Origin of the sequence: Burkholderia sp. LA-2-3-30-S1-D2 (assembly GCF_001523915.2) — a bacterium.
Classification (GTDB): domain Bacteria; phylum Pseudomonadota; class Gammaproteobacteria; order Burkholderiales; family Burkholderiaceae; genus Burkholderia; species Burkholderia diffusa.
On the sequence record NZ_CP013384.1, the window covers coordinates 1,129,181 to 1,145,707 of the forward strand.

Sequence of the window (16,527 nt, forward strand, 5' to 3'; positions counted from 1 at the left end):
GTGCGGATCGGCGGCGTGGCGAAGCTTGCGGGCGGCGGGCGCGCCGGCCTATGATCCGCGCTTCTCGGGCAGATCGAAGGGCAGGTGGCCGATGCAGGGGTGGAAATGGTGCGCGCTCGCGTTGAGCGCAGGATGGATGCTGGTGTCGTCCGCGTTTGCCGGCGGCGAGCCGGTGCGGATCGCGCTGATCGAGGGGATGTCGGGCCCGTTCGCGAACGCGGGCGCGGCGGTCGAGCGCAACCTGCGCTTCGGCGTCGAGCAGGTCAACGCGGCGGGCGGCGTGAAGCTGCGCGACGGCGCGCACCCGCTCGAACTTGTCGTGCTCGACAGCAAGGGCAGCCCGGAGGAGGCGCTCGTGCAACTGCGCGCGGCCGCGGACCGCCATATCGGCTTCGTTGCGCAAGGCAACAGTTCGGCCGTCGCGGCCGCGCTCGTCGCGGCGCTCGACAAGCTGAACGCGCGCGACCCGGACAACCGGATGCTGTTGCTGAACTATTCGGCCGACGATCCCGCGCTCACCGGCGCGCGCTGCAGCTTCTGGCATTTCCGCTTCGATGCGCACGCGGGCATGCGGATGGCCGCGCTCGCGGACGTGATGGCGCGCGACCGCGCGCTGCGCAAGGTCTATCTGCTGAACCAGGACTACAGCTTCGGTCACGACGTCAGCACGCTCGCGCGGCAGGCGCTGGCCGCGCGGCGCCCGGACGTGACGATCGCCGGCGACGAATTCCATCCGATCGGCCGGATCAAGGATTTCTCGCCGTACATCGCGAAAATCCGCGCGAGCGGCGCGGATGCCGTCGTGACCGGCAACTGGGGCAACGACCTCACGCTGCTCGTGAAGGCGGCGCGCGAGCAGGGGCTGAACGCGAAGTTCTATACGTTCTACGGCAACAGTCTCGGCGCGCCGGCCGCCCTGGGCGATGCCGGGGTCGGGCGCGTCGTGGCCGTGGCCGACTGGCACCCGAACGCAGGTGGCTCGAAATCCGACGCGTTCTACCGCACGTTCCGGACCCGATTCCCGGCCGCGCAGGACGACTATCCGGTGCGGCGGATGAGCCTGATGATCGAGATGCTGGCCGCGGCGATGAACCGGGCGGGGTCGGCCGACCCCGTGGCGGTCGCGCGGTCGCTCGAGGGCCTGTCGTTCGACGACGGCTTCCATGCGTCGCGGATGCGCGCGCAGGATCACCAGCTGATCCAGCCCCTTTATGTAATGGAGATGGACAAGGCCGGCACGCCGGGCGTGCGCTTCGACAACGAGGGGTCGGGCTATGGCTTCCGGACGGTGCTGGCTGTGCCGGCGCAGCGCACGGAGATGCCGTCGGCGTGCTCGATGACGCGTCCGTGACAGGAGGCGGTAAGAACGGCGGGGAGTTGTGCTACAATGCCCGCCGGTTGTAAGTCACGGCACGGCCATTCTTCCGTGTCCGCCTGTTCAGTTAGAAAGGAAATCACATGTCTGTTGCAGATATCAAGAAGTCGGAAGTCGTTGCTCAGTTCGCCCGCGGTACCAACGACACGGGTTCGCCCGAAGTCCAGGTCGCACTGCTGACCGCACGTATCGTCGAACTGACGGGTCACTTCAAGACCCACGCGAAGGACCACCACAGCCGCCGCGGCCTGCTGCGCATGGTGAGCCGCCGCCGCAAGCTGCTCGACTACCTCAAGGGCAAGGATGCCGACCGTTACCGCGCGCTGATCGAGAAGCTGGGTCTGCGTAAGTAATCGAGGCGATTGCCGCCAGCAAGATGCCTGTGTCAGTCCGCTGATGCAGGCATTTTGTTTTTGCGCGGTGCGTAGCGTCACGCGCACCGCAGGTTGTCCGGCACGTGAGTGCCGGCTGCCGGAACGGCTGATACCGGGGTCGGGATTTGTGTCATTCCAGCGCGTCGCTCGACGAGCGCCGCGCTGGAATGGCATAAAAAACACACCTTGCTCCGGGTGATTCGGTCGGGACGCCGCCGCACGGGATGACCCGGGCGGCGAATGAAATGAATGAATTCAAAGGAGCAACCATGTCCATGTTCAACAAGGTCGTGAAGGAATTCCAGTGGGGCCAGCACAAGGTGCGCCTCGAAACCGGTGAAGTCGCTCGCCAGGCGAGCGGTGCCGTGATCGTCGACGTGGAAGACACCGTCGTGCTGGCAACCGTCGTCGGCGCGAAGTCGGCAAAGCCGGGCCAGGATTTCTTCCCGCTGACCGTCGACTACCTCGAAAAGACCTACTCGGCCGGCAAGATCCCGGGCGGCTTCTTCCGTCGCGAAGGCCGTCCGTCGGAACACGAGACGCTGACGTCGCGCCTGATCGACCGTCCGCTGCGCCCGCTGTTCCCGGAAGGCTTCTACAACGAAGTGCAGGTCGTGATCCACGTGCTGTCCGTGAACCCGGAAATCCCGGCGGACATCCCCGCGCTGATCGGTGCATCGGCTGCGCTCGCCGTGTCGGGCCTGCCGTTCAACGGCCCGGTCGGTGCCGCGCGCGTCGCGTACATCGACAACGCATACGTGCTGAACCCGACGCGTGACCAGATCAAGGCGTCGAGCCTCGATCTCGTCGTCGCCGGCACGGAGCGCGCGGTGCTGATGGTCGAATCGGAAGCCGACCAGCTGCCGGAAGACGTGATGCTGGGCGCGGTCGTGTTCGGTCACGAGCAGATGCAGACGGCGATCGACGCGATCCACGAACTCGTGCGCGAAGGTGGCAAGCCCGAGTGGGACTGGCAGCCGGCACCGAAGAACGAGGCGCTGATCGCGCGCGTGACGGAACTGGCGCACGGCGACCTGCTCGCCGCTTACCAGCTGCGCGACAAGCAGGCGCGTTCGACGAAGCTGAAGGAAGTCTACGCGGCGACCTCGGCGAAGCTCGAGGAAGACGCGCTGGCGGCCGGCACGGTCGCGGCCGACAAGGCTACCGTCGGCAACATCCTGTTCGACATCGAAGCGAAGATCGTCCGTTCGCAGATCCTGAATGGCGAGCCGCGCATCGACGGTCGCGACACGCGCACCGTGCGTCCGATCGAGATCCGCACCGGCGTGCTGCCGCGCACCCACGGTTCGGCGTTGTTCACGCGTGGCGAAACGCAGGCGCTCGTCGTCGCGACGCTCGGCACGAAGGGTGACGAGCAGATCATCGACGCGCTCGAAGGCGAATACCGCGAGCGCTTCATGCTCCACTACAACATGCCTCCGTTCGCGACCGGCGAAACGGGGCGCGTCGGCTCGCCGAAGCGTCGTGAAATCGGCCACGGCCGTCTTGCGAAGCGCGCGCTGGTCAAGTGCCTGCCGAGCGCCGACGAATTCGGCTACTCGATCCGCGTCGTGTCGGAAATCACCGAATCGAACGGCTCGTCGTCGATGGCGTCGGTGTGCGGCGGCTGCCTCGCGCTGATGGACGCCGGCGTGCCGATGAAGGCGCACGTCGCGGGTATCGCGATGGGCCTGATCCTCGAAGGCAACAAGTTCGCGGTGCTGACCGACATCCTCGGCGACGAGGATCACCTCGGCGACATGGACTTCAAGGTGGCCGGCACGGAGCAAGGCGTGACGGCGCTGCAGATGGACATCAAGATCCAGGGCATCACGAAGGAAATCATGCAGGTCGCGCTCGCGCAGGCGAAGGAAGGCCGCATGCACATCCTCGGCAAGATGACGTCGGCGGTCTCGGGTGCGAACACGCAACTGTCGGAATTCGCGCCGCGCATGATCACGATCAAGATCAACCCGGAAAAGATCCGCGACGTGATCGGCAAGGGTGGTTCGGTGATCCGCGCGCTGACGGAAGAAACGGGCACAACCATCGACATCTCGGATGACGGCGTCGTGACGATCGCGAGCACGAGCAGCGAAGGCATGGCCGAAGCGAAGAAGCGCATCGAGAACATCACGGCCGAGATCGAAGTCGGCCAGGTGTACGAAGGCACGGTGCTCAAGCTGCTCGATTTCGGCGCGATCGTGAACCTGCTGCCGGGCAAGGACGGCCTGCTGCACATCTCGGAAATCGTCAACGAGCGCGTGAAGGACATCAACGACTACCTGAAGGAAGGTCAGCAGGTGAAGGTCAAGGTGATCCAGACGGACGAGAAGGGCCGCGTGCGTCTGTCGGCGAAGGCGCTGCTGAACGAAGCAGCGGCAGCGTCGCAGTCGGATACGCCGCCGCAGCAGTAAGCGGACGGGCGTAAGAGCGGCCGGCAGTGCGAAAGCGTGCCGGCCGTTTTTTCTGTAGCATCGTTGTGCGGCGCAGCAGCGCCGGCGAGGCGCCCGTGCCGCGCACGGGTGCGCCCCCGACTGATCCTGGAGCGACCACCATGAAAGCCATCGAAATCACCGAATTCGGCGCCCCCGACGTGCTGAAGCTCGCGGAGCGTCCGCGCCCGGAACCGAAGCGCGGCGAAGTGCTGATCAAGGTGGCGGCTTCCGGCGTGAACCGGCCGGACGTATTCCAGCGCAAGGGCGCGTATGCGCCGCCGCCGGGGGCGTCGGATCTGCCGGGCCTCGAGGTCGCGGGCGAGATTGTCGGCGGTGACCTGTCGGATGCGGCGCTGAACCCGTTCGACCTGAAGGTGGGCGATCGCGTCTGCGCGCTGCTCGCGGGCGGAGGTTACGCCGAATATGCGGTCGCGCCGCTGCCGCAATGCCTGCCGGTGCCCGACGGGCTGACTGACATCGAGGCCGCATCGCTGCCCGAAACCTTCTTCACGGTGTGGAGCAACGTGTTCGACCGCGCGCTGCTCGGCGCGGGCGAGGGCGGCGAGCAGGAAACGCTGCTCGTGCAGGGCGGCTCGAGCGGGATCGGCGTGACGGCGATCCAGATCGCGCACGCGCTCGGCTTTCGTGTCTTCGCGACGGCGGGGAGTGCCGATAAATGCCGTGCATGCGAGGCGCTCGGCGCCGAGCGTGCGATCAACTACAAGACCGAAGACTTCGTCGAGGTCGTCAAGTCGCTGACGCACGATCGCGGCGTCGACGTGATCCTCGACATGGTCGCGGGCTCGTACGTGCCGCGCGAACTGTCCGCGCTCGCGGATGGCGGCCGCCTCGTGCTGATCGCGCTGCTCGGCGGCGCGAAGGCCGAGGTCAACCTGAATGAAATCCTGCGCCGCCGGTTGACGGTGACGGGCTCGACGTTGCGTCCGCGGCCGGTCGAGTTCAAGGCGCGCATCGCCGCGCAGTTGAAGGCGCGTGTCTGGCCGCTGCTCGCGGACGGTCGCATCAAACCCGTCATCTACCGCGTGCTGCCGGCAGGGGAGGCCGCCCAGGCGCATGCGCTGATGGAAAGCGGCGAGCACATCGGCAAGATCGTGCTCGATTGGGGTGCGAACGCGTGACGGCCCGTGCGACGGGCTTGACATGTGTGGTTTGACCGGTTCAAGCCGAGCGCAGTAAAATCGCGGGTTTGCTTCGCCAGATCCAACCTGACGGGCCGGTTTCCGGTGCGTTAATGACAAGATAGTGACGAGACAGACACGATGTCGAAACAACGAACGAAGCGAGTGATCGGCAACTGGAAGATGCACGGCCGGCTGGCCGGCAACCAGGCATTGCTGAACGAAGTGATGCAGGGCGCGGGTGCGGTGCCGGCCGAAACGTCGGTCGGCGTGTGCGTGCCGTTCCCGTACCTCGCGCAGGTTCAGGCGCAGCTCGGCGGCGGCCGTGTCGCGTTCGGCGCGCAGGACGTGTCCGCGCACGAGCAGGGCGCGTTCACCGGTGAAGTGGCGGCCGCGATGGTGGCGGAGTTCGGCGCGCAGTATGCGATCGTCGGTCACTCGGAGCGTCGCGCGTATCACGGCGAGCGCAACGAAACCGTCGCCGCGAAGACGCAACGCGCGCTTGCGGCGGGCCTCACGCCCGTCGTGTGCGTCGGTGAAACGCTCGACGAGCGCGAAGCGGGCGCGACCGAGCAGGTAGTCGGTGCGCAGCTCGACGCCGTGCTGGCCGTGCTGACGGCTGACGAAGCCGCCCGCATCGTCGTCGCATACGAGCCGGTCTGGGCGATCGGCACGGGCAAGAGCGCGACGTCGGCGCAGGCGCAGGACGTGCACGCATTCCTGCGGGCGCGTCTCGCGGCGAAGGGGGCGGCGGACGTATCGGTGCTGTACGGCGGCAGCGTGAAGCCGGACAACGCGGAAGAGCTGTTCGCGCAGCCCGACATCGACGGCGGCCTGATCGGCGGCGCGTCGCTGAAGGCGGAAGATTTCCTGGCGATCTGCCGGGCCGCACGTTGAGCGGTCCGGGATCGAATTGAACCATGATGGCGGCCGGTTGGTCCGGTTGCCTGATCCAATCGGGTGGGTGTGATGCTGTTATTCAAGACGCTGATTATTGTCGTGCAGGTGCTGTCTGCACTCGGTGTGATCGGACTCGTGCTGCTGCAGCACGGCAAGGGTGCGGACATGGGCGCTGCATTCGGCAGCGGCGCGTCGGGCAGCCTGTTCGGTGCAACGGGCTCCGCCAACTTCCTGTCGCGCACGACGGGCATTCTCGCGACGATCTTCTTCGTCGCGACGCTCGCGCTGACGTACCTCGGTTCGTACAAGTCGACGCCGTCGGCGGGCGTGCTCGGTGCTGCCGCGACCGCGCCGGCATCGGCGCCCGCAGCGTCGGCGCCGGCCATCGCGGCGTCCGCTGCCGCAGGTTCGGCAGCAAGCGCGCCCGGCCAGGATGTCCCGAAATAAAAGGTCAAAATTTTTGCGTTTGTGCGTTGAACAAATCTGGAACTCGGGTTAGAATTTAATTCTTGAAGCGATTCGCGGGAAACAAGCAGCACAACCCGAGTTGCATGCAGTGCCGACGTGGTGAAATTGGTAGACACGCTATCTTGAGGGGGTAGTGGCGAAAGCTGTGCGAGTTCGAGTCTCGCCGTCGGCACCAAAGTTACTCAATGCCAGCCGCTTCTAGTGGCTGGCATTTTTCATTTCTGGGGTGTGCCTTGCGATTGTCTTGTGATCGCGAGCACTCCGAAATGATTCCTTCCGCCGGAAGTGGTATTCTCCGGACGCTCAGAACCAACCGATAGAGGATTGCCTTGAACCTCGCAGCCTATTACCCCGTCTTGTTGTTCCTCCTCGTGGGCACTGGTTTAGGTATAGCGCTGGTCAGCATCGGCAAGCTCCTTGGTCCCAACAAGCCGGACGTCGAGAAGAATGCACCGTACGAGTGCGGCTTCGAAGCCTTTGAAGACGCCCGGATGAAATTCGACGTCCGGTACTACCTCGTCGCCATCCTGTTCATCATCTTCGATCTCGAAACCGCATTCCTGTTTCCGTGGGGCGTCGCGCTCCGGGACATCGGCTGGCCGGGTTTCATCGCAATGATGATTTTTCTGCTCGAATTCCTGCTGGGCTTTGCCTATATCTGGAAGAAAGGCGGCCTCGACTGGGAGTGATGGGTTAATCGCCGGTTTGCATGGGCGGCCACGCTGGGCCGCTCGTCTGGAGTGGAAAGCAAATGAGTATCGAAGGGGTCTTGAAGGAAGGGTTTGTCACCACGACGGCTGACAAGCTGATCAACTGGACGCGTACCGGCTCGCTGTGGCCGATGACGTTCGGGCTCGCGTGTTGCGCCGTCGAGATGATGCATGCGGGCGCGGCCCGTTATGACCTGGACCGGTTCGGGGTCGTGTTCCGTCCGAGCCCGCGTCAGTCGGACGTGATGATCGTCGCCGGCACACTGTGCAACAAGATGGCGCCCGCACTGCGCCGCGTGTACGACCAGATGGCCGAGCCGCGCTGGGTGATCTCGATGGGGTCGTGCGCGAACGGTGGCGGTTACTACCACTACTCGTACTCGGTGGTTCGCGGTTGCGACCGGATCGTGCCGGTCGACGTCTACGTACCGGGCTGTCCGCCCACGGCCGAGGCGCTGGTCTACGGCGTGATCCAGCTTCAGGCGAAGATCCGCCGCACCAACACCATCGCCCGTCAATAAAGTCCCGAGCGTCCCCTCAATATGGCAAGCAAAATCGAGACCCTCAAGGCAAACCTCGAAGCAGCGCTCGGCGCGCGCGTGGTGAGCCTCACCGAAGCGATCGGTGAACTGACGCTCGTCGTGAAGGCGAGCGATTACCTCGAAGTCGCAAAGATGCTGCGCGACGATCCGAAGCTCCGTTTCGAGCAACTGATCGACCTCTGCGGCGTCGATTACCAGACCTACGGCGACGGCGCCTACGACGGCCCGCGTTTCGCGGCCGTGTCGCAGCTGCTGTCGGTCACGAACAACTGGCGCCTGCGTCTGCGTGTGTTTGCTCCGGACGACGATCTGCCGATCGTGGCATCGCTCGTCGACATCTGGGCCTCCGCAAACTGGTACGAGCGCGAGGCGTTCGACCTGTACGGCCTCGTGTTCGAGGGTCACCCCGATCTGCGTCGCATCCTCACCGACTACGGCTTCATCGGCCATCCGTTCCGAAAGGACTTCCCGGTGTCGGGTTATGTCGAAATGCGTTACGACCCGGAAGAGAAGCGGGTCGTCTACCAGCCGGTGACGATCGAGCCGCGCGAAATCACGCCGCGCGTGATCCGCGAGGATCGCTATGGCGGTCTGAAACATTAAGGGGGCGTCATGGCAGAAATCAAGAACTACACCCTCAACTTCGGCCCGCAGCACCCGGCAGCGCACGGCGTGCTGCGTCTCGTGCTCGAGCTCGACGGCGAAGTCATCCAGCGCGCCGATCCGCACATCGGCTTGCTGCATCGCGCGACTGAAAAGCTCGCGGAAAGCAAGACCTTCATCCAGTCCGTGCCGTACATGGACCGTCTCGACTACGTGTCGATGATGGTCAACGAGCACGGCTATGTGCTCGCAATCGAGCGTCTGCTCGGCATCGACGTGCCTGAGCGCGCGCAGTACATCCGCGTGCTGTTCGACGAGATCACGCGCGTGCTGAACCATCTGATGTGGATCGGCGCGCACGCACTCGACGTCGGCGCGATGGCGGTGTTCCTGTACGCATTCCGCGAGCGCGAAGACCTGATGGACGTGTACGAAGCGGTGTCCGGTGCCCGGATGCACGCGGCGTACTACCGTCCGGGCGGCGTCTACCGCGACCTGCCTGACGCAATGCCGCAATACAAGGCGTCGAAGATTCGCAACGAGAAGGCGCTCGCGAAGATGAACGAAGCGCGCAGCGGCTCGGTGCTCGACTTCATCGACGACTTCTTCACGCGCTTCCCGAAGTGCGTCGACGAATACGAAACGCTGCTGACCGACAACCGGATCTGGAAACAGCGTCTGGTCGGGATCGGCGTCGTCAGCCCGGAGCGTGCGCTTCAGATGGGCCTGACGGGTCCGATGCTGCGCGGCTCGGGTATCGCGTGGGACCTGCGCAAGAAGCAGCCGTACGAAGTGTACGACCGCATGGATTTCGACGTGCCGGTCGGCGTGAACGGCGATTGCTACGACCGCTATCTGGTGCGCGTCGAGGAAATGCGCCAGTCGATCCGCATCGCGAAACAGTGTATTGAGTGGCTCCGCAAGAATCCGGGCCCGGTGATGACGGACAATCACAAGGTTGCACCGCCGTCGCGCGTCGGCATGAAGACCAACATGGAAGACTTGATTCACCACTTCAAGCTCTTCACCGAAGGTTTTCACGTGCCGGAAGGCGAAGCGTACGCGGCGGTCGAGCATCCGAAGGGTGAATTCGGCATCTACCTCGTGTCGGACGGTGCCAACAAGCCGTATCGCCTCAAGATCCGCGCACCGGGCTTCGCGCACCTCGCGTCGCTCGACGAAATGGCGCGCGGCCACATGATTGCCGACGCCGTCACGATCATCGGTACGCAGGACATCGTGTTCGGCGAGATCGATCGCTAATGGTTGCGCCGCCTGCGCGAGCGGGCGGCGAGCAGTAAGTCACACGCGATGCGCGCTGAACCGGCGTGGCTTCGCAAGCTGTCAACAGTGAGCGCCAGGTCTGCCGTCCTTGCACAGCAGTGCGGCAGGTTGTTCGTTCGGTAGGAATTGAAAGAGTCGTGTCTGAAAATGATCTCAGCTGAAGGCCTGAAGGAAATCGATCGAGCGTTGACGAAGTATCCCGCCGATCAGAAACAGTCCGCCGTGATGTCGGCGTTGGCCGTTGCTCAGGAAGAGCACGGCTGGCTGTCGCCCGAACTGATGCAGTTCGTCGCGGACTATCTCGGCATGCCGGCCGTTGCCGTGCAGGAAGTCGCGACGTTCTACACGATGTACGAGCTCAAACCGGTCGGCAAGCACAAGATCACGCTCTGCACGAACCTGCCGTGCCAGCTTGGCCCGCACGGCGGCGCGGAAGCGACTGCCGACTACCTTAAACAGAAGCTGGGCATCGGCTTCGGCGAGACCACGCCCGACGGCAAGTTCACGCTGAAGGAAGGCGAATGCATGGGCTCTTGCGGTGATGCGCCGGTGCTGCTGGTGAACAATCACAGAATGTGCAGCTTCATGAGCCGCGAGAAGATCGACCAGCTGCTTGAGGAGCTCTCGAAATGACGTCCCTCCACGACCGTCACATCAAACCGCTGATCCTCGCTGGTCTGAACGGCGAGAACTGGCATCTCGAAGACTACGTCGCGCGCGGCGGCTACAAGCAGCTGCGCCGCATTCTCGAAGAAAAGATTCCGCCGGAGCAGGTGATCGCCGACGTGAAGGCGTCGGGCCTGCGTGGCCGTGGCGGTGCGGGCTTCCCGACCGGCCTGAAGTGGAGCTTCATGCCGCGCCAGTTCCCGGGGCAGAAGTACCTCGTCTGCAACTCGGACGAAGGCGAGCCGGGCACGTTCAAGGATCGCGACATCCTGCGCTGGAACCCGCATGCACTGATCGAAGGCATGGCCATCGGCGCGTACGCGATGGGCATCACCGTCGGCTACAACTACATCCACGGGGAAATCTTCGAAGTGTATCGACGCTTCGAGGCTGCGCTCGATGAAGCGCGTGCCGCGGGTTTCCTCGGTGACAACATCATGGGCTCGGAATTCTCGTTCCAGCTGCACGCGCACCACGGTTACGGCGCGTACATCTGCGGCGAGGAAACGGCGCTGCTCGAGTCGCTCGAAGGCAAGAAGGGCCAGCCGCGCTTCAAGCCGCCGTTCCCGGCGAGCTTCGGCGTGTACGGCAAGCCGACCACGATCAACAACACCGAGACGTTCGCGGCGGTGCCGTTCCTGCTGTCCATCGGGCCGCAGAATTACCTCGAGATCGGCAAGCCGAACAATGGCGGCACGAAGATCTTCTCGGTGTCGGGTGACGTCGAGCGTCCGGGCAACTATGAAGTGCCGCTCGGCACGCCGTTCGCGACGCTGATGGAGCTCGCCGGCGGGATGCGCGGCGGTCGCAAGATCAAGGCCGTGATTCCGGGCGGTTCGTCGGCACCGGTGATCCCGGGCGACATCATGATGCAGACCGATCTCGATTACGACTCGATCGCGAAGGCGGGCTCGATGCTCGGCTCCGGCGCGGTGATCGTGATGGACGAGACGCGTTGCATGGTGCGTTCGCTGTTGCGCCTGTCGTACTTCTACTACGAGGAATCGTGCGGCCAGTGCACGCCGTGCCGTGAAGGCACCGGCTGGCTGTATCGCGTCGTGAATCGTATCGAGCACGGCGAAGGCCGCCAGGAAGATCTGGACCTGCTGAACTCGGTTGCCGAGAACATCATGGGCCGCACGATCTGCGCGCTCGGCGATGCGGCGGCGATGCCGGTACGCGGGATGCTGAAGCATTACTGGGACGAATTCGCGTACCACGTCGAGCATAAGCACTGCATGGTCGGCGGCCACGCGCACGCGGCGGCGGCCTGAAGCGAAGCACCGGTTGCGGAATTTGAGCGCACGGTCGGGCGAAGGCGCGAACGGGCGGAAATAGGTTAAGGACCATTCACCATCATGGTTGAACTTGAAATAGACGGCAAGAAGGTCGAGGTGCCCGAAGGCAGCATGGTGATCCAGGCTGCGCACAAGGCGGATACGTACATTCCTCACTTCTGCTATCACAAGAAACTGTCGGTCGCGGCCAACTGCCGGATGTGTCTCGTCGAAGTCGAGAAGATGCCGAAGGCCGTGCCTGCCTGCGCGACGCCCGTGTCGGCAGGCATGATCGTGCGCACGCAGTCCGACAAGGCCGTGAAGGCGCAGCAGTCGGTGATGGAATTTCTCCTCATCAACCATCCGCTCGACTGCCCGATCTGCGATCAGGGCGGCGAATGCCAGCTGCAGGATCTGGCGGTCGGTTACGGCAAGTCGTCGTCGCGCTACTCGGAAGAAAAGCGCGTGGTGTTCCACAAGAACGTGGGCCCGCTGATCTCGATGGAAGAAATGTCGCGCTGCATCCACTGCACGCGCTGCGTCCGCTTCGGCCAGGAAATCGCCGGCGTGATGGAGCTCGGCATGCTGGGTCGCGGCGAGCACTCGGAAATCACGACGTTCGTCGGCAAGACGGTCGACTCCGAACTGTCGGGCAACATGATCGACCTGTGCCCGGTCGGCGCGCTGACCAGCAAGCCGTTCCGCTACAGCGCACGTACGTGGGAACTGTCGCGCCGCAAGTCGGTGAGCCCGCACGATTCAGTCGGCGCGAACCTCGTCGTGCAGGTGAAGAACAACCGCGTGATGCGCGTGTTGCCGTTCGAGAACGAAGCGATCAACGAATGCTGGATCTCGGACAAGGATCGATTCTCGTACGAAGGCCTGAACAGTGAAGAGCGCCTGACGAAGCCGATGCTGAAGCAGGGCGGCCAGTGGATCGAGACCGACTGGCAGACCGCGCTCGAATATGTCGCGAAGGGCCTGAAGGGCATCGCCGCGGATCACGGCGCGAACGCGCTGGCGATGCTCGCGAGCGCGCACAGCACCGCTGAAGAGCTGTTCCTCGTTAAGCAGCTCGCCAGCGAACTGAAAACGCCGAACGTCGACTTCCGTCTGCGGCAGCAGGATTTCTCGGCGCCGGTCCAGGGCGCACCGTGGCTCGGCATGCCGATCACCGACCTGTCGAGCGTGGATGCCGCGTTCGTCGTCGGTTCGTTCCTGCGCCGCGACCACCCGCTGTTCGCCGCACGCCTGCGCCAGGCTGCGAAGAACGGCGCGAAGCTGCACTTCCTGCACGCGACCGCCGACGACTCGCTGATCCCGACGGCGCAGCGCATCGTCGCCGCGCCGTCGGCATGGCTCGACGAGCTGGCCGGCATCGCCGCGGCCGTCGCGCAACTGCGCGGCGTCGCGCTGCCCGACACGCTCGCGGGCGTCACGGCATCGCCGGCTGCGCAAGCGGTCGCCCAGTCGCTCGCGAACGGCGAACGCCGCGCGGTGCTGCTCGGCAACGTCGCGGTCCGCCATCCGGAATTCGCGAAGCTGCACGCGGTCGCCCAGTGGATCGCCGACAACACCGGCGCGACATTCGGCTTCCTGACGGAAGCGGCGAACACGGTCGGTGCGCACGTCGTCGGCGCGCTGCCGGGCGAAGGCGGCCTGAATGCACGCGAAGCGTTCGCACAGCCGCGCAAGGGCTACGTGCTGCTGAACGTCGAACCGGAATTCGACACCGCCGATCCGGCGCAGGCGCTTGCCGCGCTGAACCAGGCGGAGATGGTCGTCGTGATGTCGCCGTTCAAGCACGGCCTCGATTACGCCGACGTGCTGCTGCCGATCGCGCCGTTCACGGAAACGTCCGGCACGTTCGTCAACGCGGAAGGCACCGTGCAGAGCTTCAACGGCGTCGTGCGCCCGCTCGGCGACACGCGTCCGGCATGGAAGGTGCTGCGCGTGCTCGGCAGCCTGCTCGGCCTGCCGAACTTCGAATACGAGACGGCGGAAGAAGTGCGTCTCGCTGCGCTCGGCGACGCAGGCGTCGCGGGCCGCCTGTCGAACCAGACGTCGGTCGCTCCGGCGCGCGTCGCGGCGAATGCCGCGAATGGCGGCTTCGAGCGCCTGGCCGATGTGCCGATCTATCACGCCGACGTGCTGGTGCGCCGCGCAGGTGCGCTGCACCTGACGGCTGCCGCGAAGGCAGCGAATGCCGCAGCCCTGCCGGCCGCGCTGTTCGACAAGCTGGGCTTGAAGGAAGGCGACGCAGTGCGCGTGCGCCAGGGCGAGCGTGCGGTGCAGTTGCCGGCCGTGCGCGACGCGAATCTTGCGGAGACGGTCGTTCGCGTGTCGGCGGCGACGCCTGCCGGCGCAGCGCTCGGCAGCCTGTCCGGTGAACTGGTGGTGGAGAAGGCGTAAATGAGCTTGTTCGATACGATCAACGCGGGCGGAGCCCAGCTTCTCGGCGTCGCGTGGCCGACGGTGTGGGCCGTCGTGCGCATCCTCGTCGTCGCCGTCGTGATCCTGCTGTGCGTCGCGTACCTGATTCTGTGGGAACGCAAGCTGATCGGCTGGATGCACGTGCGTCTCGGCCCGAACCGCGTCGGCCCCGGCGGCCTGCTGCAACCGATCGCCGACGTGCTGAAGCTGCTGCTGAAGGAAGTGATTCAGCCGAGCGCCGCCAGCCGTTGGCTGTACCTGATCGCACCGGTCATGACCGTCGTGCCGGCGTTCGCCGTGTGGGCGGTGATCCCGTTCCAGGCCGAAGCCGTGCTCGCGAACGTGAACGCAGGCCTGCTGTATGCGATGGCGATCTCGTCGATCGGCGTGTACGCGGTGATTCTCGCCGGCTGGGCGTCGAACTCGAAGTACGCGTTTCTCGGCGCGATGCGCGCTGCGGCGCAGATGGTGTCGTACGAAATCTCGATGGGCTTCGCGCTGGTGCTCGTGCTGATGACGGCCGGCAGCCTGAACCTGTCGGAAATCGTCGGCTCGCAACAGCACGGCTTCTTCGCCGGCCACGGCGTGAACTTCCTGTCGTGGAACTGGCTGCCGCTGCTGCCGGCCTTCGTGGTCTACTTCGTGTCCGGCATCGCCGAAACGAACCGTCACCCGTTCGACGTGGTGGAAGGGGAGTCGGAGATCGTCGCAGGTCACATGATCGATTACTCGGGCATGGCGTTCGCGCTGTTCTTCCTCGCCGAGTACATCAACATGATCGTGATCTCGGCGCTGGCCGCAACGCTGTTCCTCGGCGGCTGGGACGCACCGTTCGAATTCCTGTCGTTCATTCCGGGCATCTTCTGGCTGGTGCTGAAGGTATTCGCGCTGCTGTCGGTGTTCATCTGGGTGCGCGCGACGTTCCCGCGCTATCGTTACGACCAGATCATGCGTCTGGGCTGGAAAGTGTTCCTGCCCGTCACCGTGATCTGGGTGGTCGTGGTCGGCTTCTGGATGATGTCGCCGCTCAACATCTGGGTGAAGTAATCGGACGAAATCATGACGGCAATCCAACACTTCTTTAAGACCTTCTTCCTGACGGAGCTGCTGAAGGGGCTCGCGCTGACCGGTCGTTACACGTTCAAGCGCAAGTTCACCGTGCAGTTCCCGGAAGAAAAGACCCCGATTTCGCCGCGTTTCCGCGGGCTGCATGCGCTGCGCCGCTATGAAAACGGCGAAGAGCGCTGCATCGCGTGCAAACTCTGCGAGGCAGTGTGCCCCGCGATGGCGATCACGATCGAATCGGAAACGCGCGCGGACAACACGCGCCGCACGACGCGCTACGACATCGACCTGACGAAGTGCATCTTCTGTGGTTTCTGCGAGGAAAGCTGCCCGGTCGATTCGATCGTCGAGACGCAGATTCTCGAGTACCACGGCGAAAAGCGCGGCGACCTGTATTTCACGAAGGAAATGCTGCTCGCGGTGGGCGATCGCTACGAGAAGGACATCGCTGCGGCGAAGGCCGCCGACGCGCCGTATCGTTGATTGTGTTTGCAGTGCCGGCCCGGCAGGAACGGGCCGAGCCGCCGCGACGGGTGCGGCACGCGAGAGCGTCCCGCAAGCCGCGCCTGACTATGGCCTAACGATGAACCGGTAATCATGGAATTCACGACCGTACTGTTCTACATCTTCGCGCTGCTCCTGGTGGTATCAGGGCTGAAGGTGATCACTTCGCGCAACCCGGTGGCGTCTGCGCTTTTCCTTGTGCTGGCATTCTTCAACGCCGCCGCGATCTGGATGCTGCTGGAAGCGGAGTTCCTCGCGATCCTGCTGGTGCTGGTGTACGTGGGCGCCGTGATGGTGCTGTTCCTGTTCGTCGTGATGATGCTGGACATCAACATCGATTACCTGCGCCGCGACTTCAAGCGCTTCGTACCGATGGCGACCGTCGTCGGCGCGATCATCGTGGTCGAGACCGCGCTGATCCTGTGGCGCGGCTACGGCGACACCCACACGGTGCACGCGATGGCGACGGGTGCGATGGCCGACTGGTCGAACACGCGCCTGATCGGCAAGGTGATTTACACCGACTACATCTTCGCGTTTGAAATCGCAGGCCTGGTGCTGCTGGTCGCGATTATCGCCGCGATCGGGCTGACCGAGCGCAAGGGCAAGGACAGCAAGCGGCAGCGCGTGTCGGATCAGGTCAAGGTGCGCCGCGACGACCGTGTGCGCCTCGTGAAGATGGAAGCGGAAAAGCCGCAGCCGGAAACGGCGCAGAGCGAAGCCGGTACGAGCACCAACGGCTAAGCGGA

At 64.5% G+C, this 16,527-nt stretch carries 16 protein-coding genes and 1 tRNA gene; all 17 read left to right on the forward strand.

Features of this window, described 5'->3' with window-relative positions; translation table 11 throughout:
- Positions 1–91: 91 nt before the first annotated feature.
- Positions 92–1,351 carry a branched-chain amino acid ABC transporter substrate-binding protein gene (locus tag WS66_RS17895; RefSeq protein WP_059600426.1) on the forward strand — a complete coding sequence of 420 codons (1,260 nt, stop codon included), beginning with the start codon at positions 92–94 and terminating at the stop codon, positions 1,349–1,351.
- A 107-nt stretch (positions 1,352–1,458) separates the two neighbouring features.
- Entirely contained in the window at positions 1,459–1,728 is a 270-nt protein-coding gene (rpsO, locus tag WS66_RS17900) for a 30S ribosomal protein S15 (protein ID WP_006398792.1), read from the forward strand.
- Positions 1,729–2,018: 290 nt separating this feature from the next.
- Entirely contained in the window at positions 2,019–4,166 is a 2,148-nt protein-coding gene (pnp, locus tag WS66_RS17910) for a polyribonucleotide nucleotidyltransferase (protein WP_059600427.1), read from the forward strand.
- Between the two features lie 140 nt (positions 4,167–4,306).
- Positions 4,307–5,326 carry an NAD(P)H-quinone oxidoreductase gene (locus WS66_RS17915; protein ID WP_059600428.1) on the forward strand — a complete coding sequence of 340 codons (1,020 nt, stop codon included), beginning with the start codon at positions 4,307–4,309 and terminating at the stop codon, positions 5,324–5,326.
- 141 nt (positions 5,327–5,467) lie between these two features.
- Positions 5,468–6,223, forward strand: coding sequence for a triose-phosphate isomerase (gene tpiA, locus WS66_RS17920; protein WP_059600429.1), 756 nt, complete (start codon positions 5,468–5,470; stop codon positions 6,221–6,223).
- Positions 6,224–6,295: 72 nt separating this feature from the next.
- Positions 6,296–6,673 carry a preprotein translocase subunit SecG gene (gene secG, locus WS66_RS17925; RefSeq protein WP_059600430.1) on the forward strand — a complete coding sequence of 126 codons (378 nt, stop codon included), beginning with the start codon at positions 6,296–6,298 and terminating at the stop codon, positions 6,671–6,673.
- A 111-nt stretch (positions 6,674–6,784) separates the two neighbouring features.
- A tRNA-Leu gene (locus tag WS66_RS17930) sits at positions 6,785–6,869 on the forward strand.
- Positions 6,870–7,023: 154 nt separating this feature from the next.
- The gene (locus WS66_RS17935; RefSeq protein WP_006398798.1) at positions 7,024–7,383 is read left to right on the forward strand and encodes an NADH-quinone oxidoreductase subunit A; all 360 of its coding nucleotides are present in this window, start codon (positions 7,024–7,026) and stop codon (positions 7,381–7,383) included.
- A gap of 62 nt (positions 7,384–7,445) precedes the next feature.
- A complete protein-coding gene (locus WS66_RS17940) occupies positions 7,446–7,925 on the forward strand; it encodes a NuoB/complex I 20 kDa subunit family protein (protein WP_006398799.1) in 480 nt (159 codons plus the stop codon).
- Positions 7,926–7,946: 21 nt separating this feature from the next.
- Complete coding sequence (locus WS66_RS17945) at positions 7,947–8,549, forward strand: NADH-quinone oxidoreductase subunit C (protein ID WP_059600431.1); 603 nt, start codon at positions 7,947–7,949, stop codon at positions 8,547–8,549.
- Positions 8,550–8,558: 9 nt separating this feature from the next.
- Positions 8,559–9,812: an NADH-quinone oxidoreductase subunit D gene (locus WS66_RS17950; protein ID WP_006750459.1), complete on the forward strand. Its 1,254-nt coding sequence runs from the start codon at positions 8,559–8,561 to the stop codon at positions 9,810–9,812.
- A 168-nt stretch (positions 9,813–9,980) separates the two neighbouring features.
- Positions 9,981–10,466: an NADH-quinone oxidoreductase subunit NuoE gene (gene nuoE / locus WS66_RS17955; RefSeq protein ID WP_006478266.1), complete on the forward strand. Its 486-nt coding sequence runs from the start codon at positions 9,981–9,983 to the stop codon at positions 10,464–10,466.
- Positions 10,463–11,773 (forward strand): NADH-quinone oxidoreductase subunit NuoF, encoded by a 1,311-nt coding sequence (gene nuoF, locus WS66_RS17960; RefSeq protein ID WP_006756904.1) that lies wholly within the window; start codon positions 10,463–10,465, stop codon positions 11,771–11,773. The genes nuoE and nuoF overlap by 4 nt, the downstream gene beginning before the upstream one ends.
- A gap of 84 nt (positions 11,774–11,857) precedes the next feature.
- On the forward strand, positions 11,858–14,188 hold the full coding sequence (nuoG, locus tag WS66_RS17965) for an NADH-quinone oxidoreductase subunit NuoG (protein ID WP_059600432.1): 2,331 nt from the start codon (positions 11,858–11,860) through the stop codon (positions 14,186–14,188).
- On the forward strand, positions 14,189–15,256 hold the full coding sequence (nuoH, locus tag WS66_RS17970; protein WP_059533202.1) for an NADH-quinone oxidoreductase subunit NuoH: 1,068 nt from the start codon (positions 14,189–14,191) through the stop codon (positions 15,254–15,256).
- A 12-nt stretch (positions 15,257–15,268) separates the two neighbouring features.
- Complete coding sequence (nuoI, locus tag WS66_RS17975) at positions 15,269–15,757, forward strand: NADH-quinone oxidoreductase subunit NuoI (protein ID WP_009691265.1); 489 nt, start codon at positions 15,269–15,271, stop codon at positions 15,755–15,757.
- A gap of 114 nt (positions 15,758–15,871) precedes the next feature.
- Entirely contained in the window at positions 15,872–16,522 is a 651-nt protein-coding gene (locus tag WS66_RS17980; protein WP_059600433.1) for an NADH-quinone oxidoreductase subunit J, read from the forward strand.
- Positions 16,523–16,527 lie beyond the last annotated feature (5 nt).